Origin of the sequence: Bradyrhizobium sp. (genome assembly GCF_035935975.1) — a bacterium.
Classification (GTDB): Bacteria; Pseudomonadota; Alphaproteobacteria; order Rhizobiales; family Xanthobacteraceae; genus Bradyrhizobium.
This window is the reverse complement of the sequence record NZ_DASYWN010000010.1, coordinates 195760-221369: the sequence shown is the minus strand read 5'-3', so window position 1 is coordinate 221369 and position 25610 is coordinate 195760. Positions and strand designations below refer to the sequence as shown.

The 25610-nt window shown below is 65.1% G+C and carries 20 protein-coding genes and 1 pseudogene; 13 read left to right on the top strand and 8 right to left on the bottom strand.

Annotated features, from left to right (window positions below; translation table 11 throughout):
• Positions 1–26: 26 nt before the first annotated feature.
• Positions 27–1415 carry an MFS transporter gene (locus tag VGR99_RS04705; RefSeq protein WP_326897132.1) on the bottom strand — a complete coding sequence of 463 codons (1389 nt, stop codon included), beginning with the start codon at positions 1413–1415 and terminating at the stop codon, positions 27–29.
• Between the two features lie 171 nt (positions 1416–1586).
• Here VGR99_RS04705 and VGR99_RS04700 point away from each other — a divergent pair, with 171 nt between their 5' ends.
• Both VGR99_RS04700 and VGR99_RS04695 read left to right on the top strand, forming a co-directional pair.
• Positions 1587–2648, top strand: coding sequence for an isocitrate/isopropylmalate dehydrogenase family protein (locus VGR99_RS04700; protein WP_326897131.1), 1062 nt, complete (start codon positions 1587–1589; stop codon positions 2646–2648).
• A 508-nt stretch (positions 2649–3156) separates the two neighbouring features.
• On the top strand, positions 3157–4173 hold the full coding sequence (locus tag VGR99_RS04695) for a hypothetical protein (protein WP_326897130.1): 1017 nt from the start codon (positions 3157–3159) through the stop codon (positions 4171–4173).
• A gap of 175 nt (positions 4174–4348) precedes the next feature.
• On the opposite strand, the gene VGR99_RS04690 is transcribed toward VGR99_RS04695, so the two are convergent.
• Together VGR99_RS04690 and VGR99_RS04685 are read right to left on the bottom strand one after the other, a co-directional pair.
• Positions 4349–4831, bottom strand: coding sequence for a hypothetical protein (locus VGR99_RS04690; protein WP_326897129.1), 483 nt, complete (start codon positions 4829–4831; stop codon positions 4349–4351).
• Positions 4832–5173: 342 nt separating this feature from the next.
• Positions 5174–5917, bottom strand: a complete 744-nt coding sequence (locus tag VGR99_RS04685) for an SDR family NAD(P)-dependent oxidoreductase (RefSeq protein ID WP_326897128.1) — start codon at positions 5915–5917, stop codon at positions 5174–5176.
• 152 nt (positions 5918–6069) lie between these two features.
• Between VGR99_RS04685 and VGR99_RS04680 the strand changes: the two genes are divergently transcribed.
• The 6 genes and pseudogenes from VGR99_RS04680 to VGR99_RS04655 all read left to right on the top strand — a co-directional run bounded on the left by VGR99_RS04680 (position 6070) and on the right by VGR99_RS04655 (position 13527).
• On the top strand, positions 6070–6840 hold the full coding sequence (locus VGR99_RS04680) for a methyltransferase domain-containing protein (protein WP_326897219.1): 771 nt from the start codon (positions 6070–6072) through the stop codon (positions 6838–6840).
• A gap of 211 nt (positions 6841–7051) precedes the next feature.
• A complete protein-coding gene (locus tag VGR99_RS04675; protein WP_326897127.1) occupies positions 7052–8053 on the top strand; it encodes a DctP family TRAP transporter solute-binding subunit in 1002 nt (333 codons plus the stop codon).
• 236 nt (positions 8054–8289) lie between these two features.
• Positions 8290–8658 (top strand): annotated as a pseudogene (locus VGR99_RS04670) (TRAP transporter small permease); the annotation flags it as partial.
• A 240-nt stretch (positions 8659–8898) separates the two neighbouring features.
• On the top strand, positions 8899–10182 hold the full coding sequence (locus VGR99_RS04665; RefSeq protein ID WP_326897218.1) for a TRAP transporter large permease subunit: 1284 nt from the start codon (positions 8899–8901) through the stop codon (positions 10180–10182).
• Between the two features lie 122 nt (positions 10183–10304).
• Positions 10305–11462, top strand: a complete 1158-nt coding sequence (locus VGR99_RS04660) for a GGDEF domain-containing protein (RefSeq protein ID WP_326897126.1) — start codon at positions 10305–10307, stop codon at positions 11460–11462.
• Positions 11463–11598: 136 nt separating this feature from the next.
• A complete protein-coding gene (locus VGR99_RS04655) occupies positions 11599–13527 on the top strand; it encodes an alkyl/aryl-sulfatase (RefSeq protein WP_326897125.1) in 1929 nt (642 codons plus the stop codon).
• A gap of 180 nt (positions 13528–13707) precedes the next feature.
• Here the strand turns inward: VGR99_RS04655 and VGR99_RS04650 are convergent, their stop codons facing one another.
• A complete protein-coding gene (locus VGR99_RS04650) occupies positions 13708–14778 on the bottom strand; it encodes a glycosyltransferase family 4 protein (protein ID WP_326897124.1) in 1071 nt (356 codons plus the stop codon).
• A gap of 277 nt (positions 14779–15055) precedes the next feature.
• Between VGR99_RS04650 and VGR99_RS04645 the strand changes: the two genes are divergently transcribed.
• Genes VGR99_RS04645 through VGR99_RS04630 form a run of 4 tightly spaced genes read left to right on the top strand, consistent with a single transcriptional unit; the run spans position 15056 to position 20984 of the window.
• Positions 15056–16819, top strand: coding sequence for an ABC transporter ATP-binding protein (locus VGR99_RS04645; RefSeq protein WP_326897123.1), 1764 nt, complete (start codon positions 15056–15058; stop codon positions 16817–16819).
• 58 nt (positions 16820–16877) lie between these two features.
• Positions 16878–19082, top strand: a complete 2205-nt coding sequence (locus VGR99_RS04640) for an amylo-alpha-1,6-glucosidase (RefSeq protein WP_326897122.1) — start codon at positions 16878–16880, stop codon at positions 19080–19082.
• 22 nt (positions 19083–19104) lie between these two features.
• Positions 19105–19641: a PRC-barrel domain-containing protein gene (locus tag VGR99_RS04635; protein ID WP_326897121.1), complete on the top strand. Its 537-nt coding sequence runs from the start codon at positions 19105–19107 to the stop codon at positions 19639–19641.
• 23 nt (positions 19642–19664) lie between these two features.
• Complete coding sequence (locus tag VGR99_RS04630) at positions 19665–20984, top strand: MFS transporter (RefSeq protein WP_326897120.1); 1320 nt, start codon at positions 19665–19667, stop codon at positions 20982–20984.
• A 43-nt stretch (positions 20985–21027) separates the two neighbouring features.
• Here the strand turns inward: VGR99_RS04630 and VGR99_RS04625 are convergent, their stop codons facing one another.
• The 4 genes from VGR99_RS04625 to fixL form a co-directional block, all read right to left on the bottom strand.
• A complete protein-coding gene (locus VGR99_RS04625) occupies positions 21028–21726 on the bottom strand; it encodes a helix-turn-helix domain-containing protein (protein ID WP_326897119.1) in 699 nt (232 codons plus the stop codon).
• Positions 21727–21957: 231 nt separating this feature from the next.
• Positions 21958–22380: a response regulator gene (locus VGR99_RS04620; protein ID WP_326897118.1), complete on the bottom strand. Its 423-nt coding sequence runs from the start codon at positions 22378–22380 to the stop codon at positions 21958–21960.
• A gap of 44 nt (positions 22381–22424) precedes the next feature.
• Positions 22425–23042 (bottom strand): response regulator FixJ, encoded by a 618-nt coding sequence (gene fixJ, locus VGR99_RS04615; protein WP_326897117.1) that lies wholly within the window; start codon positions 23040–23042, stop codon positions 22425–22427.
• A gap of 3 nt (positions 23043–23045) precedes the next feature.
• The gene (gene fixL / locus VGR99_RS04610; RefSeq protein ID WP_326897116.1) at positions 23046–24563 is read right to left on the bottom strand and encodes a sensor protein FixL; all 1518 of its coding nucleotides are present in this window, start codon (positions 24561–24563) and stop codon (positions 23046–23048) included.
• Positions 24564–24771: 208 nt separating this feature from the next.
• Here fixL and VGR99_RS04605 point away from each other — a divergent pair, with 208 nt between their 5' ends.
• Positions 24772–25605 (top strand): universal stress protein, encoded by an 834-nt coding sequence (locus VGR99_RS04605; RefSeq protein ID WP_326897115.1) that lies wholly within the window; start codon positions 24772–24774, stop codon positions 25603–25605.
• The last annotated feature ends 5 nt before the right edge of the window (positions 25606–25610 follow it).

Sequence of the window (25610 nt, the reverse complement as noted above, 5' to 3'; positions counted from 1 at the left end):
GCGTGGCGCGGGCGAACCCGTTCCGCCTACTTAACCGCCAGCCGCAGAAAGCTCATGACGCTGCCGAGCGCGGCAAACCCGGCGCCGAGCGCGAGCGCGACGGTCGCGCCGTCGTGGCCGGCCAGCGCGAAGCAGAGCGCAGCCAGTGCGGCGCCCGTGGTCTGGCCTGTCAGGCGCGCGGTGGCGACGATGCCCGAGGCGCTGCCGCTGCGATGGGGCGGCGCGCTCGACATCACCGCCTTCATGTTCGGCGCCTGGAAGAAGCCGAACCCCATGCCGCAGATCACCATCCGCCAGATGATGTCGGGAATGGCGGGATTGGATGGAAGCATCGCGAGCAGCGCCATGCCGAGGCCGAGCAGCACGAGGCCGATGCCGCCGAGCAAGCCGACCGCATGGCGGTCGGAGAGGCGGCCCGCGATCGGCGCCATGATGCCGACGACCAGCGGCCAGGGCGTCATGAAGAAGCCGGTCTCGACCTGCGAGCGTCCGAGCACGTCCTCGAAATAGAATGGCAGCGAGACGAAGGCGAGACCCTGCACGGCAAAGGAGCACACGGCGGTTGCCGCCGACAGCGCGAACATCGGCCGGCTGAACAGATCGATCGGCAGCATCGGCGCGGGATGATCGGCGTGGCGGCGCGTCAGGATGAAGCCGAGCGCGAGCGCCGAGACCAGCTCGACGCCGACGACAACAGGCGACAGATTGTGTGCGGCGCTGCCGATGCCGGTGATGAACAGGCCGAGGCAGGCCGACGCCAGCAGCGCGCCGAGAAAGTCGAAGCCGTGATCGGCGCGCGGCGTCTTCGGCAGCATCGCAAAGCCGATGCCGGTCGCGACCAGGCCGAAGGGAATGTTGACGGCGAACAGCCAGGGCCACGGGCCGAGCGCGAGGATGGCGGAGGCGACCGAGGGGCCGAAGGTGAAGGCGGTGGCAACCACCAGCGCGTTGTGGCCGAAGCCGCGGCCGAGCATCTTTCCGGGATAGACGAAGCGCACCAGCGCCGTGTTGACGCTCATGATGCCGCTGGCGCCGAGGCCTTGCAGCGTGCGTCCGACCAGCAGGCTGTCCAGCGACCACGCCACCGCGCAGAACAGCGAGGCGACGGTGAACAGGATCAGGCCGCCGAGATAGATGCGCTGGTGCCCGACGATTTCGCCGAGAGCCCCGAGCGGCAACAGCGTCGCGACCAGCGCGATCTGGTAGACGTTGACGACCCAGACCGACTGCTCCGGCGAGACGTGCAGGTCGGCGGCAATGGCGGGCAGCGCGATGTTGGCGATTGCGGTGTCGAGCGAGGCCATCGCCAGCGCGGTGAAGATCGCGGCGATCGCCCAGCGCCGCTGCGTGGCGGGCAGGCCGTCGGCAATGGGATGATCGGGCTCGCGCGCGGCGGCAGGTAACGTGATTGTCATTGCGTTCGCGCGTGGCTCCGGCGGCGTGCCTCAAGGGGACTTTTGGCATGTACTACGCCGCAGGCCGCTTCCACAGGCACAAGCGCGCATGCATTGTATGCGCGAAGGTCAGGCGATGACGCCTCGCACCGGCGTATGATCGCGCCGTGACTGCCATTTTGGGGAAACGCCATGCAAATCGTCGTTCTGCCGGGTGACGGCATTGGACCCGAGATCACGACCGCGACATCGGGCGTGCTGCGCGCGGCCTCCGAACGCTTTCAGCTCAATCTGCGGCTGGAGGAGCACGCGGTCGGGCATGCGAGCCTGAAGCTATCAGGCACGACGGTGCGGCCCGAACTGCTCGACATCGTCCGCGGCGCCGACGGCCTGATCCTGGGGCCGACCGCAACCTTCGATTTCAAGGACGAGGCGCGTGGCGAGATCAATCCGTCGAGGCACTTTCGCAAGAGCCTCGACCTCTACGCCAATGTGAGGCCAGCACGCACTTATGCCGGCCGCCCCGGCCGGCTCGGCGATTTCGACCTCGTCGTGGTGCGCGAGAACACCGAAGGGTTTTACGCCGACCGCAACATGGAACAGGGCAATGGCGAGATGCTGGTCACGCCCGATGTCGTGATCTCGCTGCGCCGGATCACGCGGCTGTGCTGCGAGCGCATCGCGCACGCCGCCTGTCGCCTGGCGATGAAGCGGCGCAAGCATCTCACCATCGTGCACAAGGCCAATGTGCTCAAGATCGGCGACGGCATGTTCCTCGACATCTGCCGCGAGGCAGCGAAAGGCTATCCCGGCCTCGCGGTCGACGACATCCTCGTCGATGCCATGATGGCGCATGTGGTGCGCAGCCCCAATCGCTTCGACGTCATCGTCGCCACCAACATGTTCGGCGACATCCTGTCGGATCTCACCGCAGAGCTCTCCGGCAGTCTCGGCCTCGGCGGCTCGCTCAATGTCGGCGACCGCTACGCCATGGCGCAGGCGGCGCATGGCTCAGCGCCTGATATCGCCGGGCAGGACATCGCCAATCCGGTGTCGCTGATCCTCTCCACCGCGCTGCTGCTGGCCTGGCACGGCGAGAACAGCGGCGCGGTCCGCTACGAGGAAGCCGCGCGTGCGATCGAGGCCGCGGTGGCGAAGGCAATTGGTGCGGGCAGGGCGACGCGCGACGTCGGCGGCAGGCTCGGCACCATCGAAGCGGGCGCTGCGATCGCGGAGATTTTGCAGGCGGAGTGAGGGCTCCAGAACAAAAAGTCGAAAAACAACCCCATGCACAGTAGAAGGCCCCTTGATCGAAAAGGGGTTTTTCGAAACGCAACGCGACGGCATCCGACGTGGCCATGACATTGACCCGTCGGGCAAAACACTGGCGGAATGCTATCGTGCGCTGACCCGGCAAAGACCAGGGTGCGCTCTCCTCATCAGAGCGTGATGTCCGCGTCCGTCGGCGCGTCAGCCCTAAAGCACGATGAGATTTGGATGAATCGTCATCGCGCTTTAGGTTGTTGTTTGGGCATGATCTTTTCGGAAAACCGCTGCGCACTTTTCCGGATCATGCCCTAGGCGGACCACTGCCTTTTGCACCGCAAGAACTCTCGCAACGATTGGCTCCTTGGGCCGCCGCCGTTCGTCATCGTAGAGCGGGGGTAGGGCGTTCGGTCGCGCTCGGGCCAGCTTGCGGCTTCGCAATTCCAGATTGTACCATCCCCGCGTTATCAACCCATCCCGGAGAGCGAACATGCAAGTGGCTGCAGTCCTCGCGCGCGCCCACGCGGCGGTCGAACAGGGAATTCGTTATAAGCTTGGACAAGGCGGAATGAATCCCGGCTCTGCGACGCCGGGCCACGACGGTCTATGCGACTGCTCGGGTTTCGTGGCCTGGTGCCTCGGCATGAGCCGAAAGACGGCGGATCAGTTTTACGTTCACTTCAACGGCGGCTGGATCGAGACGACCGGGGTATGGACGGATGTCGGGCAATCCGTCGGCATTTTCGACGCGACGAGCAAGAAGCCCGGCGCGGTGGTGGTCTATCCGGACCAGCACGGGCACCAGGGACACATCGGCATCATCGTCGATGAGAACAGCGTCGTTCATTGCTCGAGGGGGAACGACACGCAGTACGGTAATGCGATTCAGGTCACGCCACTCACGGTGTTCAACAACAACCCGAAGACGCGCTACGGCTGGCTGGTCGGCCTGCAGGACGGCATCGGCTTGGCAGCCGCCGTGGCCGGGCCGAATTACCGCAGCCTCACGCCGGGCGGAGTCTTCTCCAGCACGCCCTACGACACGTCGATCAAGCGGTCGATCCGGACCAACAATCCGGGCGCGCTGAACATCTCCAACTGGCAGAAGAATTTTCCGGGCTATGTCGGCGTCACGCAGCCTGACGGCGGCGGCAATGTCACGACGATCTACGTTACCCCCGAGCACGGCACGGCGGCCTGGTACAATCTTCTCACCGATCGCTACGGCTATGGCGAAGAGGGCTCCTTCGTTCTGACGGCCCTGGCGAAGAAATATGCGGGCGTATCGAGCGTGAACGATCCGGCCGTCACGACCTATGTAAAAGGTTGGCGAAGATGGTCAGGCAACGTGCTGAACAGGGACTCTGTGATCCACCTCGATAAAGACGATGAGGTGTTGCTGCTCGCGCGAGGGATGTTCGGTCATGAGATCGGCGATTCTTCGCCCTTGCATGACGACCAGATCATGACAGGCGTTGCGCTGAAGCGTGCGGGAGAATTGCCGCCGAACTAGACGAGAAATCCCGACGGCAGCTGGTAGGATGGGTAGAGCGCTTGCGAAACCCATCAGCCGTCTGCACGAGGAAAGATGATGGGTTTCGCTTCGCTCTACCCATCCTACGGGCTGGCACTAAACTAGGGATCCCGATCGAGGGGAGGACGGCGGCAAGCCGTCCTCCCAATCTTCGCTACCAGTAGCCGGCGTAGCTGCCAGAGGGCGGGCAATAGTCGCCGCCATATCCGTAACCATAACTGTACGCGGGCGTATAGCTGTAGCTGTAGGCGGGATAGCCGCCGCCATAATAGCCACCGTAGTAGCCGCTGCCGTAACCTCCGTAATAGGCGCTGCGCGCAATCGCGCCGCCGACGACGGCGCCGGCGACGCCGTATCCGAGGCCGCGATAACCGTAGCCGCGATAGCCATAGCCTCCGCGATACCCCCAGCCGCCGCGGTAGCCCCACCCGACGCCGCGATAGCCATAGCCGACGCCGCGATAGCCGTAGCCGCCACGCCAGCCGCCGCGCCATTGCACTTCAGTCGTGGCTGGCTCGACCATCGATTTCATCGTCGAGAGATGCGTCGGGATCGGCCCGGCTTGGGCGGCGGTGCCGAGCAACAGAGCGCCGGCTCCGGCGATAACGAGGGTACGCAAACACTTCGCGGAGGTCATGATCGATCAACTCCTTGCTGCGGGCGGCGCATTCTGCGCGGCCATCGCGCATATTCCGGGATGGCGCTGTCGTGGCGGGCTTGATCTAGATCAAGCATCTGTCGTGCGCGCGGCGCGCGTTCGCATGCGTAGGATCGGTAGAGCACTTGCGAAACCCATCATGCGTCGCCTCGGATGCCGTCGATGGGTTTCGCTGCGCTCTACCCATCCTACGAGGCGCGATGACTCGCTCGGGCCGCTGCGTCCGGGACATGAGCGATGGATGTGCGGGGCGTAAGGCGCGGTCGCCGCCTTCGCTATTCCTGCGCGGCGTCCGCCTTCCGCGTGTAAATCGGCGAGCTACTAAAACTGATACCTTCTCAGCCCCCCATCCACCGGGATCACCGTGCCCGTGATGTACCGCGCCACCGGTGATGCCAGGAACACCGCGAGCGCGGCAAGGTCCTCCGGCTCGCCCCAGTATCCGACCGGGATCTCCTCCTCGGCAAAACGCTCGCGATAATCCGGCGGGTAGTTGCGGCGGATCTGCTCGCTCATGATGCGGCCGGGCGGGATGCAGTTGATGGTGATGCCGTGCTCGCCGATCTCGCGCGACAGGCCCTTGGCCCAGGCGTGCACGGCAGCCTTCGCCGCGAAGGCGGCGTTGAGGCCTTCCGGCTCGGACTTGCCGGTGATGTTGACGATGCGGCCCCATTTGCGTTCGATCATCTGCGGCAGCAGCGCATGCGCGATGCGGCGGTAGCTGGTGAAGTTGAGCGCGATCGCCTCGTCCCATTTGCTGTCGGGCGCATCGACCGGCAGCGGGCGGCTGCCGCCGGCATTGTTGATGAGGATGTCGACATGGCCGAGCTCCTTCAACGCGAAGGCTGCGATCTTCTCGGCGGCGTCCCTGGCCATCACGTCCTGCTCGAGCGGCGTGATCAGTCCGCCGCCGACCTCCTTCACGAGCTCTGCGAGCAGGTCGGTGCGCCGTGCCAGGCCGACGACACGCACGCCTTCAGCAGCCAATCCCTTGGCGATGGCGCGGCCGATGCCGATGCTCGCGCCTGTCACGACAGCGGTTTTGGATTTGAGCCCGAGGTCCATGGTCACGCTCTCTTGTTTGCTTTTGCTTGTTGTCGTTCGTTGGGTGTTGGTTTCCTACCCGTCCCGCAGGCATTGCGAATTGCCTGAGCGGGACGAGCAGTGGTAACCAGAAGCGCCGGTGAAGGAAACACGAAAAAGAAAAGGCGCGAATGATGGTCTGGGATCCGCAGCAATATCTCAAATTCTCCGGCCATCGGCTCCGGCCCGCCGTCGATCTGTTGATGCGGATTCCGGATCTGGGCCCGCGCACGATCGCCGACCTCGGTGCCGGTGCGGGCAATGTCACCAAGCTCATCAAGGAGCGCTGGCCGGAGGCGACCGTGACGGGCGTGGAAGGTTCGGCCGAGATGGTCGCGGCGGGACGGAAGGCGGCGCCTGACGTCGAGTGGTCGCACGAGGACCTCGGCCATTGGCGTCCCGCGAAACAATATGACGTCGTCTATTCCAATGCCGCACTGCACTGGCTGCCCAATCATGCGGCACTGTTTCCGTCAGTGATGGAGAAGGTCGCGCCGGGCGGCGTGCTTGCGGTCCAGATGCCGCGCAACTTCCTGGCGCCGTCGCATGTGCTGATCGGCGAGACCGCGCTGGATGGACCGTGGCGGTCCAAGGTCGAGCATCTCGTCACGCCGCCGCCGGTCGAGGGGCCGGCCTTCTATCATGATCTGCTTGCGCCGATGTCGTCCAATGTCGACATCTGGGAGACCGAATATCTCCAGGTGCTCGAAGGCGAGAATCCCGTGAAGGAATGGACAAAGGGGACCTGGCTGACGCGCTATCTCGACATCTTGCAGGGCGACGAGAAGGCGGCCTTCGAGGCGGCCTATGGCGCGCGCGTGGCGAAAGCCTACCCCAAGAATGCCGCGGGGCAGACGCTGTTTCCGTTCCGGCGTCTGTTCATGGTTGCCCAGCGCAAGGACTGATGGCATTGCCGCAATGCGACATAAGCGCTCGCTCCCGGGGGCGGGCGCGCGTGGCGGGTTGCGCATTCCGCAGCCGTCAAGATAGCTTGGCTGCGGCAAATTGGGCTTAGGTCTAGTTGTTCGGGTGGCGGATTGCTGCCACTACTGAAGGCGCACAACAAAGCAAAACAAAAAAGACCCGGTTTCTCAGGGGTTATTGGGGAGGTCCTTCATGCGCAAACTGCTTCTCGCGGTCGCTGTGGCCGCGTTCGCTCTCGCCCCTGCAGTTACCCAGGCTCAGAGCCCAATCGTCATCAAGTTCAGCCACGTCGTCGCCAACGACACCCCGAAGGGGAAGGGCGCGCTGAAGTTCAAGGAACTCGCCGAGAAGTACACCGACGGCAAGGTCAAGATCGAAGTCTATCCGAACTCCTCGCTCTACAAGGACAAGGAGGAGATCGAGGCGCTTCAGCTCGGCTCGGTGCAGATGCTGGCGCCGTCGACCGCGAAATTCGCCCCGCTCGGCATCAAGGAATTCGAGGCGCTCGACCTGCCCTGGCTGTTCAAGGATGACGCGACCTATTCCAGCGCGATGAAGGGCACGGTCGGCAAATGGCTGTTCCAGAAGCTGGAAGCCAAGGGCATCACCGGCCTCGCTTACTGGGACAACGGCTTCCACATGGTGTCGTCGAACCGCGCGCTGATGAAGCCGGAGGACTTCAAGGGCCTGAAATTCCGCATCTCTGGCTCGAAGATCGCCGACCAGTATTTCCGCCTGCTCGGCTCGATCCCGCAGATCATGGCGTTCTCGGAAGTCTACCAGGCGCTGCAGACCGGCGTCGTCGACGGCTGCGAGAACACCGCCTCGAACTATCTGACGCAGAAGTTCTACGAGGTGCAGAAGGACATCACCGTGTCCTATCACGCGCATCTACAGTATGCCGTCATCGTCAACTCGAAGTTCTGGTCCGGCCTGCCGCCCGACACTCGCGCCCAGCTCGAGAAGGCGATGAATGAGGCGACCGACTACACCAATCTGATCGCGCATCAGGAGAACGAGGATGCGCTCGCCGAGATCAAGAAGGCGGGCAAGACCCAGCTGCATTATCTGAGCGACGCCGACCGCAAGGCGTGGCAGGAGGCGATGCGGCCGACCTACACCTGGGCCAAGGGTCGGGTCGGGCAGGAAGTGCTCGATCTCGTTGCCAAGGAACTCGACGTCAAGATGAACTGACGCGGTTTCCGGGAGAATAATACCAACGGTCGGGAGTGTACGCACTCCCGACCGTTTCGCATCGATAGGGGGACTTTGATTTGCTTCGCGTGCTCAATCAGGCGCTCAATCATCTCGAAGAATGGTTGATCGCAACGCTCATCGCGGCTGCAACCGGCTTGATCTTCATCGCGGTGGTGCACCGTTACGGGGCAGGCGAATCGATCGCGCTCTCCAGGTGGGCGGCCGCGCACGGCATGACCTGGCTCGCCTCGCTGTCGATGGCGGTGTTCACCTTCCTGTCCGAGCTCGATTTGTCCTGGGCGCAGGAACTCTGCATCTACATGTTCATCTGGATGGCCAAGTTCGGCGCCGCCTATGGCGTGCGCACCGGCATCCATGTCGGCGTCGACCTGCTCGTCAATCGCCTGCCCGAGCATTCGCGCAAGCACGTGATCCTGTTCTCGCTGCTCTGCGGCGCGCTGTTCACCGGCATGATCGCCGCCTTCGGCGCCTCCTTCGTGAGCGAGATGTTCAAGACCGGCCAGCAGTCGAACGATCTGGAAGCGCCGATGTGGTTCGTGTATCTCGCGATCCCGCTCGGCTCGGGCCTGATGTGCTTCCGCTTCCTGCAGGTGTCCTGGTCCTATTACTGGACCGGCGAGCTGCCGCATCACGACGAGAGCCATGTCGAGGGTGTCGAGGCCGACGGCTCGCCGGCGCTGCATCCGCAGCCCGCCGGCGCGGCCACCCGCGCCGCCGCGCGAAAAGTGTCGCCGCTCGGCGTCATCCTGATCATGGCGCCGATCCTGATCTTCACCATGTGCCTTGCCGAGAAGTTCGGCGTGCTGGTGCTGCCGCACTGGATGCGCGCCGCAACCGTGTTCGCGCTGCTGATCGCGCTGATGCTGACCGGCATCCCGGTCTCGATCGCGCTCGGCCTCACCGTGATGACGTTCCTGTTCACGCTGACCACGGTGCCGATCGAAGCCGTCTCGATGAAGCTCTTCACGGGCATCGAGGGCTTCGAGATCATGGCGATTCCGTTCTTCATCCTCGCCGGCAATTTCCTCACCCATGGCGGCGTCGCGCGCCGCATGATCAACTTTGCGACCTCGCTGATCGGCCATTGGCATGGCGGCCTTGGGCTCGCCGGCATCGTCGCCTGCGCCATGTTTGCGCTGGTCTGCGGCTCGAGCGTCGCGACGGTGGCGGCGATCGGCGCCATCGTGCTGCCGGAGATGGTGCGCCACGGCTATCCGATGCGCTTCGGCGCCGGCATCATCACCGTCGCCGGCTCGCTCGGCATCCTGATGCTGCCGTCGATCCCGAAGATCGTCTACGCGGTCTCGACCAACACCTCGATCGGCGCGCTGTTCGTCGCGGGTCTCTTGCCCGGCATCATGCTGACGACGATGCTCTGCATCGTCACCTGGTGGCTGGCGCGCAAGCGCGACTATCCGCGGCTGCCGAAGGCGAGCTGGGGCGAGACCGTCCGCACCTTTCGCGAGAGCATCTGGGGCTTGATGCTGGTCGTCATCATCATCGGCGGCATCTATAGCGGCCTGTTCACCGCGACCGAGGCGGCTGCGATGGCCGCGGTCTACTCCTTCGTCATCGCGGTGTTCGTCTACAAGGCGATCAAGATGGTGGACGTGCCGCGGGTGCTGCTGCGCGCCGCCAACACCAGTGCGATGCTGCTCTACATCGTCACCAACGCTGTGCTGTTCTCGTTCGTGCTCTCCAACGAGAACCTGCCGGCAACGCTCGCCGACTGGATCGCGGCGCAGAATCTCGGCTGGGTCGGCTTCCTCTTGGTGGTCAACATCCTGTTGCTGCTCGCCGGCAACTTCATGGAGCCGAACTCGATCATCCTGATCATGGCCCCGATCCTGGCGCCGGCGGCCAAGAAGCTCGGCATCGACCTCGTCCATTTCGGCATCGTCATGGACGTCAACATGGAGGTCGGCCTTTGCCATCCGCCTGTCGGCCTGAACCTCTACGTTGCCTCCATGATAGCGCGAATGCGGATCACGGATCTGGCGGTCGCGGTGATGCCGTGGCTGATCACGATGCTCGGCTTCCTCGTCATCGTGACGTATTGGCCGGACCTGACGCTGTGGCTGCCGCGGGTGCTGGGGATGCACTGAACCGGGATCGCTGCATCGCATGGTGAACGCGCGGTAAACCCGCGCGTTCAAATGCCATCGCGTTCCGGCGCACGCATTTTTACGGATATGCGGTAGGACCATGCCAGCGGGATGGGGCTGGCATGTTGTTCAACAGAATGGAATCCGGACGGGCGTCGATTTCGGATGCCGTCTATCTGGAAGTCATCACGGGCCTTCACGGCACGACGATGCCCACCATTCTCGCGGCCGCCTGCCAGGCGATGGTCGGCGCCATCACGACCTACGAGACCGGCGACAGGGTGACGGCGGCCCTGACGGTCGCCGGCGTGGTGGTGGCCATCGTCCGTCTGGTCGAGATTCTTGCATTCCGTCGCCGCCTTGTGCGGCCGCCGCAACTCGGCCGGGCCGAGGCCGTGCGCTGGGAGCGGCGCTATGTGGCCGGCACCGTCGTGACGGCCTTCATTCTCGGCCTGTTTGCCGCGCGCAGCATCGTGCTGGGCGATGCGCTCTGCTCCGTGATGGCGATCGGTATCGGCTTCGGCTTTGGTGCCGGCGTGGTGGCGCGGCTGGCGCTGCGTCCCGTCGCGGCGCTGCTCGACCTCGTCGCCATCGCCGCGCCCGCCGCGATCGTGACCTTCATGCAGCCGGATCTGCGCCATGTCGGCCTCGGGCTTCTGATTCTGATGTACGTGGTCGCGAGTTTCGAGATGGTGCGGCTGAGCTTCAACGCCTCGATCAACCAGATCACGCTCAAGCGGCAGTTCGAGCAGCTGTCGCGCATCGATCCGATGACGGGCCTCGCCAATCGTGCGGTACTGGCGGCGGATTTGCCCGCCATGCTCGCGGCCGGGACGATCGCCGTCCATACGCTCGATCTCGATCGCTTCAAGGAAGCGAACGACCGCTTCGGCCATCCCGTCGGCGATGCGCTGCTCAAGCAGGTCGCCGGACGGCTCAGGGCAATCGCGGCGCCGGAGGACCTCGTGGTGCGGATGGGCGGCGACGAGTTCGTTCTGGTGCGGCGCGTGGCGACGGACGCGGAAGCAATGGCGGAGCGTATCGTTCAGTCGATCAGCGCGCCGTACGACGTTGACGGCGAGGTCATCGAGCTCGGTGTCAGCGTCGGTGTCGCCGTCGCGCCGGACGATGGCCGAACCGCCGAGGCGCTGTTGTCGCGCTCGGACAGGGCGCTCTACCGGGCCAAGGCGAGCCGCGGTGGTTATGTGCTGGCCGGCGAACTGTGCATGCCCGACCCGGCCGCAGCGGGGCAGTCGGCCGCCGAAGAGCTCGCCGCGTAATCCGGGATTCTCTCACGTCTGGATCGAAGGCCCCGGATTGCGCTTCGCTCCATCCGGGCTACGCATTCCTCCTCCACCGGCGATGGCAATCATCCGCGAGATGCGGTTAGATGCCCGCAACCGGGAGGAAACAAACATGACTGAACCGAGCCGCGAGCCAAAGGACGCAACGCCGTCCGTCATCGCGCAGCAAACGGCGATGCTGAATGCGCTGCCGTTTTCCGACACGCGGGATTTCGACGATGCCGCGCGCGGCTTTCTCGGCAGCATCGAGAATGCCGAGATCACCAATCCGCAAGGGCGGACGGTCTGGAGCCTGAAGCCCTACGGCTTCCTGTCGGACGAGCAGGCGCCGGCCACGGTCAATCCCAGTCTGTGGCGGCAGGCGCGGCTCAACATGCATCATGGCCTGTTCGAGGTGGTGCCCGGCGTCTACCAGGTGCGCGGGCTCGACATCGCCAACATGACGTTGATCGAGGGCGACAGCGGCGTCATCGTCGTGGATACGTTGACCTCGATCGAGGGTGCGCGTGCCGCGCTCGACCTCTACTTCAAGCACCGCGGCCTGCGGCCGGTCGCGGCCATCATCTTCACGCATACCCACACCGACCATTGGGGCGGCGCGCGCGGCGTGCTCGAGGAGGATGCGCTGGCGACGGGGCGCGTGCCGATCATCGCGCCGAACCTGTTCATGGAGCATGCCGTCTCCGAGAACATCATTGCGGGGCCGGCGATGCTGCGCCGGGCGCAATACCAGTTCGGGCCGTTCCTCGCCAAGGGCGTGCGGGGGCAGGTCGACAACGGGCTCGGCAAGTCGATGGCCGCGGGCGGCGTCGCGCTGCTGCGGCCGACCGATCTGATCATGGCGACCGGGGACAAGCGCGTCATCGACGGCGTCGAATTCGAATTCCAGATGGCGCCGAACAGCGAGGCGCCGGCGGAGATGCATTTCTTCATCCCGCGCTACAAGCTGCTGAATCTCGCCGAGAACTGCACGCATAATTTCCACAATCTGCTGCCGTTCCGCGGCGCCGACGTGCGCGATGCACTGGCGTGGTCGAAGTACCTGGGCGAGGCATTGCAGCTCTGGGACGGCAAGGCGGAGGCGATGTGCGGCCAGCATCACTGGCCGGTGTGGGGCCGCGATCGCATCGGCACGATGATCCGCCAGCAACGCGACCTCTACAAGTTCGCGCACGACCAGACGATCCGGCTGATGAACCATGGCCTCACCGCAACCGAGATCGCCGAGACGATCCAGCTGCCGAAGAGCCTCGAGGGTGCCTGGCATGGGCGGGGCTATTACGGCCACATCCGTCACAATGTGAAGGCGATCTACCAAAAGTATCTCGGCTGGTACGACGCCAATCCGGTCAATCTCGATCCGCTGCCGCCGGTCGAGTCCGGGAAGAAATATGTCGCGTATATGGGCGGTGCCGACGCCATTCTCGCGCGCGCACGCGCGGATTTCGACAAGGGTGAATTCCGCTTCATCGCGCAGGCGCTCAGCCATCTCGTCTTCGCCGAGCCCGACAATGCGGCGGCGCGCGCGCTGCTGGCGGATACGCTGGAGCAGCTAGGCTATGCCGCCGAGAGCTCGACCTGGCGCAACGCCTATCTGTTCGGCGCGCAGGAATTGCGGCAGGGCATGCCGAAGACCCCGGCACGCCCGCCGATGCCGCGCGAGACGCTGGCCGCGCTCCGCACCTCGCAGCTCTGGGACGTGCTCGGCATCCGCCTCAACGGGCCAAAGGCGGAAGGCAAGCACATCGTGCTGAACTGGAGTTTTTCCGACACCGGCGAGACCTTCGTGCTCAACCTGGAGAATTGCGCACTCACCTACACGGAAGGTGTGCAGGCGGAGACCGCCGACGCCAGCTTCACGCTCGCGCGCGCCACGCTGGACGAGGTGATCGCGAAGCTGACGAGCTTTCCGGAAGCGGTCGCGGCAGGGAAGGTCAAGCTGTCGGGCAATCCGATGCGGCTCGCCGAGCTGATGGGGCTGATGGACGAGTTTCCGCGGATGTTCGAGATCGTGGAGCCGAAGCGGGCGGTGGTGGATTAGGGCGAGACAACCGCCTCATTTTCGTTGTCACCGCTCGCCCCACACTCGGTGTCATCGCCCGGCTTGACCGGGCGATCCAGTACGCCGAGACGGTCGTGGCTGAACCGAGAAGCCGCGGCGTACCGGATGCCCCGCCTTCGCGGGGCATGACAGTTCGTTGTGTAGCGGCAGCGTGCCCCCTTACTCCGCGCTGCTCACCAGCTTGATCCGCGGCGCGGTGGCCTCGGTGAAGCTTCGATAGGCCGCGAGATAGTCGAGCGCCATCCGCCGCGCTGTGAAGCGCTTCTCGAATTGCTTGCGGATGGCGGTGCGATCCAGTTGCGCAAGACGGTTGACCACACCGGCCGCGCTGAGGATGTCCTCGACCACGAAGCCGGTGAGGCCTTCGTCGATAATTTCAGGCGCCGAGCCGCGGTTGAACGCGATGACCGGCGTGCCGCAGGCCATGGACTCGATCATCACCAGACCAAACGGCTCCGGCCAGTCGATCGGCAATAGCAAGCCGAGCGCGCCGCTCAGGAAGTCGGACTTCTCATGATCGCCGATCTCGCCGATGAAATCCACCAGCGGATTGTTCACGATCATCGGCTTGATCATCTCGTCGTAATAGTCCTGGTCGGCGCGATCGACCTTGGCCGCGATCTTGAGCGGAATGCCGCAATGCATCGCGATCTTGATGGCGCGGTCGACGCCTTTCTCCGGCGCGATGCGGCCGAGCACGGCGAGATATTCCTGCTTGGCCGGCTTCGGCGTCAGCAAATTCTCCGGCAGGCCGTGATGGATCGTCGTCACCCAGTTCGCCTGCGGCACCGGCCGCCGCTGTGCGTTCGAGATCGAGATCACAGGCATCCTGGAGAAGGTGTTGAACACCGGCTGATGCTCCGGCAGATCGAGCCGGCCGTGCAGCGTGGTCACGAACGGCGTCGGCTGCCGGTGGAACAGCGACCACGGATAATAATCGAGATGGAAATGGAGGAAGTCGAACTCCTCGTCGTCACATTTCTGCCGCACGCGCTCGAGGAGAACCATATGCAGCGCGTTGGGATCACGCACGGAACCGTCAAGGCGAAGCGCCCGCGGCCACAATGCGTCCAGCTTCGCCGACGTCTGCGAGTCGCCGCTGGCGAACAGTGTCACGTCGTGTCCGAGGGCAACCAACTCTTCCGTCAACCAATGCACCACCCGCTCGGTGCCGCCATACAGCTTGGGTGGAACAGCCTCCGTCAACGGAGCTACCTGCGCGATGCGCATCTCACCTTCTCCTCTGTGCAATCATGGAAGTTAAGCCCCCGCCGTGTCACGGCACCGGCATGCCAGTCGAGGGAACGTTCTCGCATTTGCGAAGTTCCTTGTAGCGAACGTTACTTCTTCGACACACTGCGACGCGGCCGCGATGCTGCCATCAGCTGATCTCACATCGCCCGCATCCGCATGTCGTGATGGTTTTGCCCGGGAACCGAGGCGAAGCGGTCGATGTTCAATCGGCTAACAGAGAAACTCAAATCATCACGACGGGGTCGGTAGTCACATGGATCATCTTTCTGGATACGCGCGCAGGCCATTTGCCTTTGTCTTGCGCTATCTTCGACGACGGCTGGCGTCGCATATGGTGATCCTGACCGCTGTCGTCGCGGCCGTTGCCTGCTCCGTAGGCACGCAATACGGCGTCAAATCCCTCGTCGACAGTTTGTCTGCGGGAACCTCGCATGGTGGCAGCGTATGGCTGGCATTCATTCTGCTCATGTCGCTGATCGCCGCGGACAATTTCCTGTGGCGCATCGCGAGCTGGACAGCGAGCTTTACCTTCGTTCGTGTCACGGGCGATTTACGCCGTGACATATTTCGTCATCTGACGGGGCATGCGCCGAGTTACTTCTCCGACCGCATGCCTGGCATGCTGACGAGCCGCATTACCGCCACGTCCAACGCCGTGTTCACGGTCGAGAACATGTTCGTCTGGAATGTGTTGCCACCGTGCATTGCCACAATTGCGGCAATCGCGCTGATTGGAACCGTCAGTCCCTATATGGCGCTCGGCCTGACTGTCATTGCGGGCGGCATGGTGATCGCCATGTTCCATCTGGCTGCCGCGGGCAAGCCGCTGCATGACGACTTCGCCGACAAGGCTGCGGCCGTCGATGGCGAAATGATCGACGTCATCAGCAACATGCCGCTGGTCCGTGCCTTCTGCGGCATCGGCCACGAGCACGAGCGTTTCGACGCGACGGTCAACCGGGAACTGACCGCACGAAGCCGCAGCTTGCGTTATCTGGAAAAGCTGCGGCTGTTTCATGCGGCCGTCACCGTGCTGCTGACGATCGCGCTGATGGCCTGGGCGGTCACGCTCTGGCAGCAGGGCGAGGCAACCACCGGCGACGTCGTGCTGGTCTGTACGCTCGGCATCTCCATCCTGAGCGCGACGCGCGACCTCGCCGTGGCGCTGGTCGATGTCACCCAGCACGTGGCGCGCCTGACCGAGGCGATCGCGACGCTGCTGATCCCGCACGAACTGCGCGATCACCCCGAGGCGGAGCCGCTGGTCAAGAGCGGTGCGGCGATCGCGTATAACAATGTCACGTTCGGCTATCCCGGCGGCGACAAGATTTTCGAGCGCTTCAGCCTGCGCCTGCAGCCCGGCCAGCGCGTCGGCCTGGTTGGTGCGTCCGGCGGCGGCAAGTCGACCTTGTTCACGCTGCTTCAGCGCTTCTACGACGTGGACGAGGGCAGCGTGACCGTGGACGGCCAGGACATCTCGATGGTGACGCAGCAGAGCCTGCGCGAGGCCATCTCGGTCGTGCCGCAGGACATTTCCCTGTTCCATCGCTCCATCCGCGAGAACATCCGCTATGGCCGCCCCAACGCGACCGACGACGAGGTGCTGCGCGCGGCGATCGCGGCGCGCTGCGATTTCATCGACAGCCTGCCCGAGGGCCTCGACACCATGGTCGGCGACCGCGGTGTCAAAATGTCCGGCGGCCAGCGCCAGCGCATCGCGATCGCGCGCGCCTTCCTGAAGGACGCGCCGATCCTGCTGCTGGATGAGGCGACCGCAGCGCTCGACAGCGAATCCGAGGAGGCGATCCGCGAGGCACTGTCGCGCCTGATGCGCGGCCGCACCGTGATCGCGATCGCGCACCGGCTGGCGACGCTGCGCAATTTCGACCGCGTGATCGTGTTGAAGCACGGTAAGATCATCGAGGACGGTGCGCCCGACCGCCTGATGCAGGGTCACGGTCCTTACCGTGAGCTGGTGACGCAGGAGATGAGCCGGCTCGCGAAGTTCGCAGCGTAAACCCAACAGTCGCGTTCGCGTTGGTCGCGTTTCGAAACAAGGCGCAGGGGAGCAGCTCATGGCAGCCGAAGCCGTTAGCCAGATCATTTCCGTATCGCAGACGGTGGAGGCCGTCGCGGAGCAGACCTTCTACATCCCGATGACGGGGCCCGCCGCGCGCCCGCGGCGGTCCCTCAAGCACGACGACACTTTCATCGTGCTCGACAGCCATGGCGACATCGGCGCCTCGGCCGGCGGGCCGGATGGGCTGTTTCACCACGACACGCGCTATCTGGCGCGGCTGGAGCTGGTGCTCGACGATCTCCAGCCGTTGCTGCTCGGCTCTAACCTGCGCGACGACAATTCGGCGCTGACCGTCGATCTCACCAATCCCGACATCTATCGCCAGGGCCGCCTCGTCTTCCAGAAGGATCTCTTGCACATCGTGCGCACGATCTTCCTGTGGCGCGGCACGGCGTATCAGCGCATCGGCGTGCAGAACCATGGCGAGCAGCGGGCCAGCTTCGATCTGACGCTGCTGTTCGACAACGACTTTGCAGATTTGTTCGAGGTCCGCGGCGAGCGACGCCCACGCCGCGGCACCGGCACGAGCAAGCTGCTTGGACCGACCGACGTGCTGTTCGAATATCGCGGCCTCGACGATGCCGAGCGCACGACAGGACTGCATTTCGACCCGCGTCCGACCCGGCTGTCGGTGAACGCAGCAAGCTGGCAGGTCGAGCTCGATCCGCATGAATCGAAGTCGCTGTTCGTGGCCGTATCCTGCAACCGGCCGGTCGCGGAGAAGCCGGCGCGGTTCTTCAGGGGCCTCCTGGCCCACCGACGCGAGATGCGGCAATCCACCATCGGCGCGGCCAGCATCGAGACCTCCAACAACATCTTCAACGAGGTGCTGTGCCAGGCCATGGCCGACCTCAACATGTTGATGACGGAGACGCCGCAGGGCCGCTATCCCTATGCCGGCATTCCCTGGTACTCGACGACGTTCGGCCGCGACGGGCTGATCACCGCGCTGCAGATGCTGTGGGTCGACCCGCGCGTCGCCAAGGGCGTGCTCAGGCGGCTTGCGCATTTCCAGGCCAAGGCCGTCGATCCGCTCGCCGATGCCGCGCCGGGAAAGATCCTGCACGAGATGCGCGGCGGCGAGATGGCGGCGCTGCGCGAGGTGCCGTTCTCGCAATATTACGGCAGCGTCGATTCCACCGCCTTGTTCATCCTGCTTGCCGGCGCCTATTTCGAGCGCACCGGCGACGAGAAGACCCTGATCGAGCTGTGGCCCGCCATCGAGGCGGGGTTGGCCTGGATCGACGGTCCCGGCGACCCTGATCAGGACGGCTTCGTCGAATATCAGCGCGCGACGGAGAAGGGGCTGGCCAACCAGGGCTGGAAGGATTCCTACGACGCGATCTTCCATGCCGACGGCCAGCTTGCGGAAGGCAATATCGCGCTCGCCGAAGTCCAGGGCTACGTCTACGCCGCCAAGCAGCTGGCCGCGCGTTGCGCGCTGCGGCTCGGCAGGCCGGACCGCGTGCGCAAGCTCGAAGCCGAAGCCAAAGCGCTGGCCGAGCGCTTCGAGCAGGCGTTCTGGTGCGAAGAGCTCGGCACCTACGCGCTCGCGCTCGACGGCAGGAAGCGGCAATGCAAGGTACGGACCTCGAATGCCGGGCAGGTGCTGTTCAGCGGCATGGTCCGCGAGGATCGCGCGCGGCTCGTCGCCGCCGACCTGATGCGGCCGCATTTCTTCTCGGGCTGGGGCATCCGCACCGTCGCGCAAACCGAGGTGCGCTACAACCCGATGTCGTATCATGACGGTTCGGTCTGGCCGCACGACAACGCGCTGATCGCCCTCGGGCTTGCGCGCTACGGGCTCAAGCATTCGGTCGCACATGTCTTCAAGGGCCTGTTCGATGCCGCGACCTACATGGATCTGCGCAGGCTGCCGGAATTGTTCTGCGGCTTCCGTCGTGAGAAGCGACGCGGCCCGACGCTGTATCCGGTCGCTTGCGCGCCGCAGGCCTGGGCCAGCGCCACGCCCTTCACGCTGCTGGAGGCGGCGCTCGGTCTCGAGTTCGACGTCGCGCGCGGCGAGATCCGTCTGCGCAATCCGCATCTGCCGGCATTCCTGCACGAGGTGATCCTGCGCGACCTGCGCCTCGGCGAATCCAGCGTGGATTTGCGCGTCAGCCGCCACGGCGACGACGTCGCGCTGGAAGTCCTGCGCACGCGCGGCCAGATTCAGGTGTCGATCGTGCTGGCGCGCTGACGGCGCCGGCGAGGAGGGTACCATGCGTACGATCGGAGCGGTGGTCCTGAGCATGGCGATCGCAGCCAGCCTGACGGTCGCGGTATCACGCGCGGCGGAGGAGCCGCCTGCGGTCGTTCCAACTACGCCTCCAAGTGAGGCGAATGCGCCGGCCACGGTGCAGCCGCCGGCCTCCACTGTGCCGGTGACGCCAAAGGATGCTGCGCCGCCGCCGTCGGTGACAATCATCGGCGCGAGCGATGCCCACGGCGTGCTCGGCCGTGACGTGCGCAGCGCCGCGGACGAGGACATGGGCCGCATCGTCGACGTCATCGTCGATCGGAGCGGACATGTGCGGGCCGCCGTGATCGATTTCGGCGGCTTTCTCGGCGTCGGCAGCCGCAAGATCGTGGTGGATTGGAACGCAATGCGGTTCGGCAAGATTGCCAACAAGAAGGACAGCATCACGCTGGAACTGACCAAGGCGCAGGTCGCTGCCGCGCCCGAGTACAAGGAAGACACGCCGATGGTCGTGTTAGGTGCGTCCGGCAGCCTGCAACCGCTGCAAGCGATACAGTGAGGCACGGGGAGGGATGGCCGCCGGTGCTGTTGTCGAGCAAGCCGAACCATGCCGCCGAGGATCGTGCCGGCCGCGTTGAGCGGCACGACGTCGTCGTGCCGCCGCCTGCGGGCATCCCTGCGCCGTCGCGCCAGAGCCTGCGCGGCCTCGACTGGTTCATCTTCTTCCTCGCCGACGTGCAGACCGGGTTCGGTCCCTTCATCGCGGTCTATCTGACGACGCAGAAATGGACCCAGGTCGAGATCGGCCTCGTGCTGTCGATCGGCGGCATCGTCGCGCTGATCGGGCAGATGCCGGGCGGCGCCATCATCGATGCCGCCAAATCCGAGCGGCTGGTGGCGGCGCTGGCGATCGTGACGATCGGCTTCTGCGCGCTGGCCTATGCGGCGATGCCGATCTTCCCGGTGGTGGTGACGGCGGCGACGCTGCATGCGGCCGCGAGCTGCGTGCTGGGACCGGCGATCGCCGCGATCAGTCTCGGCCTCGTCGGCCCGCTCGCGATCAGTGAACGGCTCGGCCGCAATGCGCGCTTTGCTTCGCTCGGCAATGGTGTTGCCGCCGCGGTGATGGGCACGGCCGGCTATCTGCTGTCGAGCCGCTCGGTGTTCCTCGTTACCTTCCTGCTGGCGATCCCGACCCTGATCGCGTTGTCGCGGATTCGCGAGGAGGAGGTGGATATCGCGCGCTGTCACGGCGAGATGCCGCGCGAGGCCGAGGTCGCCGGGGACACCAATATCTGGCATTTGATCCGGCAGAAGCCGCTGATCGTCTTTGCGCTGAGCGTGTTGCTGCTGCAGCTGGCGAACGCCGCGATGATGCCGCTGATGGCGAGCGCCGTGACGGCGCGGTCGAGCCAGTGGGCGACGGTACTCGTCGCCTTCTGCATCGTCGTTCCGCAGGCGATCGTGGCGCTGCTGTCGCCCTCCGTCGGGCGCAAGGCGCAGGCGTGGGGTCGGCGGCCGCTGCTGCTGATCGGCTTCGGCGCGCTGACGATTCGCGGCCTGCTGTTTGCCACCGTGCGCGATCCGTACCTGCTGGTCGCCGTGCAGGTGTTCGACGGCATCACCGCGGCGGTGTTCGCGGTGATGATCCCACTGATCGTGGCCGATGTCGCCTTCGGCAGCGGGCACTTTAACCTCGCCCAGGGCATCGTCGGCACCGCAACCGGGATCGGCGCATCGCTGAGCACCGTGCTCGGCGGCTATGTCAGCGACAAGTTCGGCAATGCCACCGCGTTCATCGGCCTGTCGGGCGTCGCGGCGACGGGGCTCCTGTTGATTCTCTTCGTGATGCCGGAGACGCGGCGCACGGGTCTGGCCGCGCCAAAAGAAATGGCCGGCTGAACAAGGTCAGCCGGCCAAGTGGGTGGGGGGAGGAAGAAAAGGATCAGGCGTCGAGATTGTGCAGGCGCTGACGGTTGCGCAGCACGATCTGGCGGGCGCCGGAGAAACCGAGAATGCCCTGGGCGTGGAGCTGCGACAGCGCGCGCGAGACGGTCTCCAGCGTCAGGCCGAGATAGTCGCCGATGTCGCGGCGGCACATCGGCAGCGCCATCATGCCGGCGACGGCGAGGCGACGGTCCATTTCGAGCAGGAAGGTCGCGACGCGCTCCATCGCGGTCTTGCGGCCCAGCAGCAGCATGTGATCTTCGGCGTGGCGCAGCTCGGAGGCGGTCATGGCCCAGAGCTTGCGGGCGACCTGCACGTCGGTGCCGGCGGCCTTTTCGAGGCTCGCGCGCTTCACGAGGCGGACGGTGGTGTCGATGATGGCTTCAGCGGCGAGGCGGTGGGTCGGGCCGGATTCGAGGCCGAACACGTCGCCGGGAAGATGGAAGGCGCCGATCTGGCGGCGGCCGTCGGAGAGGAGCTTGTAGCTGCGCACGGCGCCGGACACGACCTGGTAGACGTATTCGGACGGCTCGTCCTCGCCGTAGATTTCCTCGTCCTTGCGATAGGAGAACTCGGTGGCGACCAGGCCGACATGGCCGGCAATCGCGCCGAACTGATCGGTCACGGGATGGGCGGGAGCAATCTTGCCACCGATCTGGGTGTTGATCGCCTGGGTGTTGAGCGTCTGGGTCAGCATCTGCGCCATCTCCGTTGTGATGGCGCTTTAGTACGCGGTATCGGGTGCTTCGAAAATTTCGCGAGATATCTTAAGGGGGGGCCCTTACGTATAGTCCCGTAGGTCATGGTCATGGGGCTCGTAGCCCGGACGGAGCGAAGCGAAAATCCGGGGGCCGTCGGTTGCTGAAGCAGATCCCGGATTGCGCTGCGCTCCATCCGGGCTACGAGGGCCTACGTAGAATCCCGTAGGTCAATTCCGGCGCCGTTCCTGGATCGCGCCACGAATGCGTTTGACCAGGTTTTCGTCCAGAAGCGGCTTCAAAATCACGTCCTTGACGCCTGCCGCGGCCGCCCGGGCCGAGATATTCACGTCCGGATAGCCGGTGATCAGGATGACAGGGACGTCGCCGCCGGACTGGCGCAGCCGGCCGGCGAGCTCGATCCCGTTGATGTCGGGCATCTTGTAGTCGATCACATAGCAATCGGCGCCCGGCGCCCCGCTGGCATTGAGCAGCGCGGTCGCATTCCTGAAGGTCCGCACGGCAAAACCGTCGGTTTCCAGCAGAAACTGTAGCGAGCCCAGCACGGCGGCATCGTCGTCGACCACATAGACGGTGGGCTTTGCCGCTGATGCCATTGGGAGTCGCTGGGGGTGCGAGCCAATCTCGATCATGCAGCCTTGGCTATCACAGCCAAAGAATCCCAACTTGACTTGCCTCAATCGTTGAGCATGCCGGCCCGCATCGCCAGCCGGACCAGCTCCGACAGGCTGTTGGCCTGCATCTTGGTCATGACGTTGGCCCGGTAGACCTCGATGGTGCGCGGGCTGATGTCGTATTCCCGGGCGATCAGCTTGTTGGAGAGGCCGGCGATCAGGCCCTCCATGACCTGGCGCTCCCTGGGGCTGAGGGAGGCGACGCGCGCGGCGATGTCCTGCGAGATCGCCTCGTTCTTGGCGGCGGGCTCGGCCTGGCGGATCGCGGTCTCGATCATGGTGGTGAGGCGGTCGTCCTCGAACGGCTTTTCGAGAAAGTCGACCGCACCGAGCTTCATCGCCTCGACCGCGAGCGGCACGTCGCCATGACCGGTCATGATCAGGATCGGGAACGGGCTCTGCTGCGCCTTCATCCGCTTGAGCAGCTCGATGCCGTCGAGGCCCGGCATGCGCACGTCGGAGACGATGCAGCCGAAGGCAAGACCGGGCAGGGCGTCGAGAAAACTCTGCGCGTCGTCGAACAGCGTGACGCCGAAGCCGGAGGAATCCAGCAGGAAGTTCAGCGAGTCCCGCATCGCTGCATCGTCGTCGATGACGTAGACATGTCCCTTGGTCGTCATAGCTCAGTTCTCGTCGGCTGCCGGCAAGGTGAAGCGGAATGTCGCGCCGCCCGATGCGTTGCTCTCGGCCCACATGCGCCCGCCGTGAGCCTCGATGATCGAGCGGCTGATGGACAGTCCGACGCCCATGCCGGTGTCTTTGGTGGTGAAGAAGGTCTGGAACAGGTTCGGGATGACGTCGTCCTGGAAACCGGAGCCGGTGTCGGAGACTTCGATCTCGATCATGTCTTCACTGACGCGCTTGTTGGCGACGACGAGTTCGCGCCGTTCGCATTGCGCCATCGCCTCCAGCGCGTTGCGGAACAGATTGACCAGCACCTGCTGGATCTGCACGCGGTCGGCGAGCACGAGATCGGCGCCCGGATCGAGGCTGAAGCGGAGCTGCACGTTCTGCTCGCGCGCGCCGGCAAGCCCGAGCGCGCCGGCCTCCTCGATCAGCTTGGACAGGCTCTCGACCCGCTTTTCGGACTCACCGCGGGAGACAAAGTCGCGCAGGCGCCGGATGATCTGGCCGGCGCGCAGGGCCTGCTCCGCCGCGCGATCCATCGCGCTTTCGATCTTCGGCGTGTTCGGATCGGTGCTGCCGGCGAGCAGCCGCCGCGATCCCTTCATGTAGTTGCTGATCGCCGCCAGCGGCTGGTTGATCTCGTGCGCGAGCGCCGAGGCCATCTCTCCCATCGCGGTCAGCCGCGAGACGTGGACGAGCTCGGATTGCAGCTCCTGGAGCCGCGCCTGGGTCTGCTGGTGCTCGGTGAGGTCGCGGACGAAGCCGGTGAAATAGGGCTCGCCGCCGGACTGCATCTCGCCGATCGACAGATGCATCGGGAAGGTGGTGCCGTCGCGGCGCTTGCCGGTGACGATGCGGCCGATGCCGATGATGTGCGGATCGTTGGTGCTGCGATAGCGCGCGATGTAGCTGTCGTGGCGGGTGCGGTCCGGCTCAGGCATCAGGATGCTGACGTTCTGGCCGATCGCTTCCTGCTCGGACCAGCCGAACAGGCGCTCGGCCGCGGTGCTGAACAGCTGTATGATGCCGCGGCCGTCGATGACGATCATGGCGTCGGGAATGGTGTGCAGGATGGAGCGGAGGTGGGTCTCGCGCGTGCGCAGCGCCTCCTCGACCTGCTTCTCCTCGTCGATGTCGAGGAGGATGCCGCTGAGATGACGGGCGACGCCGGCCTCATCGCGAATCAGGCCGGCGCGGGCCCTGATCCATTTGCCCCGGTCGGAGTTGCCGGCAATCCTGAAAGAGACGTCGAAGCCGCCGCCGCGCTCCATGACCTGCCGGATCGCGCTCTCGACGCGCGCGCGGTCCCCTGGCTCGAGACGTGACAGGAACAGGTCGTAGCTCGCCGGCTGGCCGCGCTCGATCCCCAGCAGCATCCGCGCGGTTTCCGACCATTCCAGCGCCCGCGTCGTGAGGTCGAGATCCCAGGTCCCGACGCCGAACCCCTCGATCCGGACCCGGAAATGCTCGCCGCGATGATCGTCTGGCGGATGCGTTACGCGGGTCGGCGACAAGCAGTGGCTCCCTGTTTTGGTGCGGCGGGCGGGGCGCCGCGAACATGGCGGCAATTTCGCCCATGGGCGGGCCGGAGGCAAGGTCGGATGTCTGATTCCATTGGCGGATTTCCCGCATGGTGGCACCCGGCGGTTTGATCTAGCTCATCCTGTCTTGCGCCGGCGAGGCTAGATTTCGCGCCAGTTCACAGCATTGCGGAGAATCCCGATGACATACGCGACCGTGATGGTCAGCCTGGCGCTCGACCAGTCCAACGAGGCGCGTCTCCAGGTCGCGGGCGAGCTCGCCGAGCGATTCGAGGCGGCCATCATCGGGGTTGCGGCGGGGCGGTTCGCGCCGCCGCTCTATTTCACCGACGGCGCGGAGGCCCAGAACCTGATCGATCGGGAGGAAGCCTCCGTCAGGAAGCGCCTCGCCGATCTGGAGGCCCAGTTTCGCGCCGCCACGAAGGCGCGCGGCGGCCGCGTGGAATGGCGCAGCGCCATGGATTTTCCGGCGCGATTCGTGCTGGCGCAGGCGCGCTGCGCCGACATCATCGTCAGCGGCGGGCAGAGCCCGGCCTTCTCCGACGCATTCGCGCTGGCGAGCCCCAAGGATCTGGTGATGCAGGCCGGCCGTCCGCTGCTCGTTGTGCCCGACCGGGCCAACTGGCTCGATTTGCGCAGCGTGCTGGTGGCGTGGAAGGACACGCCGGAAGCGCGGCGCGCAGTGGTTGACGCGCTGCCGATGCTGCGCAAGGCGCGGGACGTCACCATCGTCGAGGTTCCGGAGAGCGATGCCGACCGTTCGGCGGTGATGGCCGGCGTCACCGACGTGGCCGCCTGGCTCGCCCGTCACGGCGTCACCGCGAGCGCGCGCATCTCGGAGGCTGCACGGAACGAAACCGCCGTCGCGCAATTGGAGCAGGTCGCCGGCGATGTCGGCGCGGGCCTGATCGTTGCAGGCGCCTACGGTCATTCGCGCTTCCGCGAGCTGATCCTTGGCGGCTTCACCGAACATCTGGTCACCCAATCGGCGCGCAGCGTGCTGCTGTCGCACTGACGGCC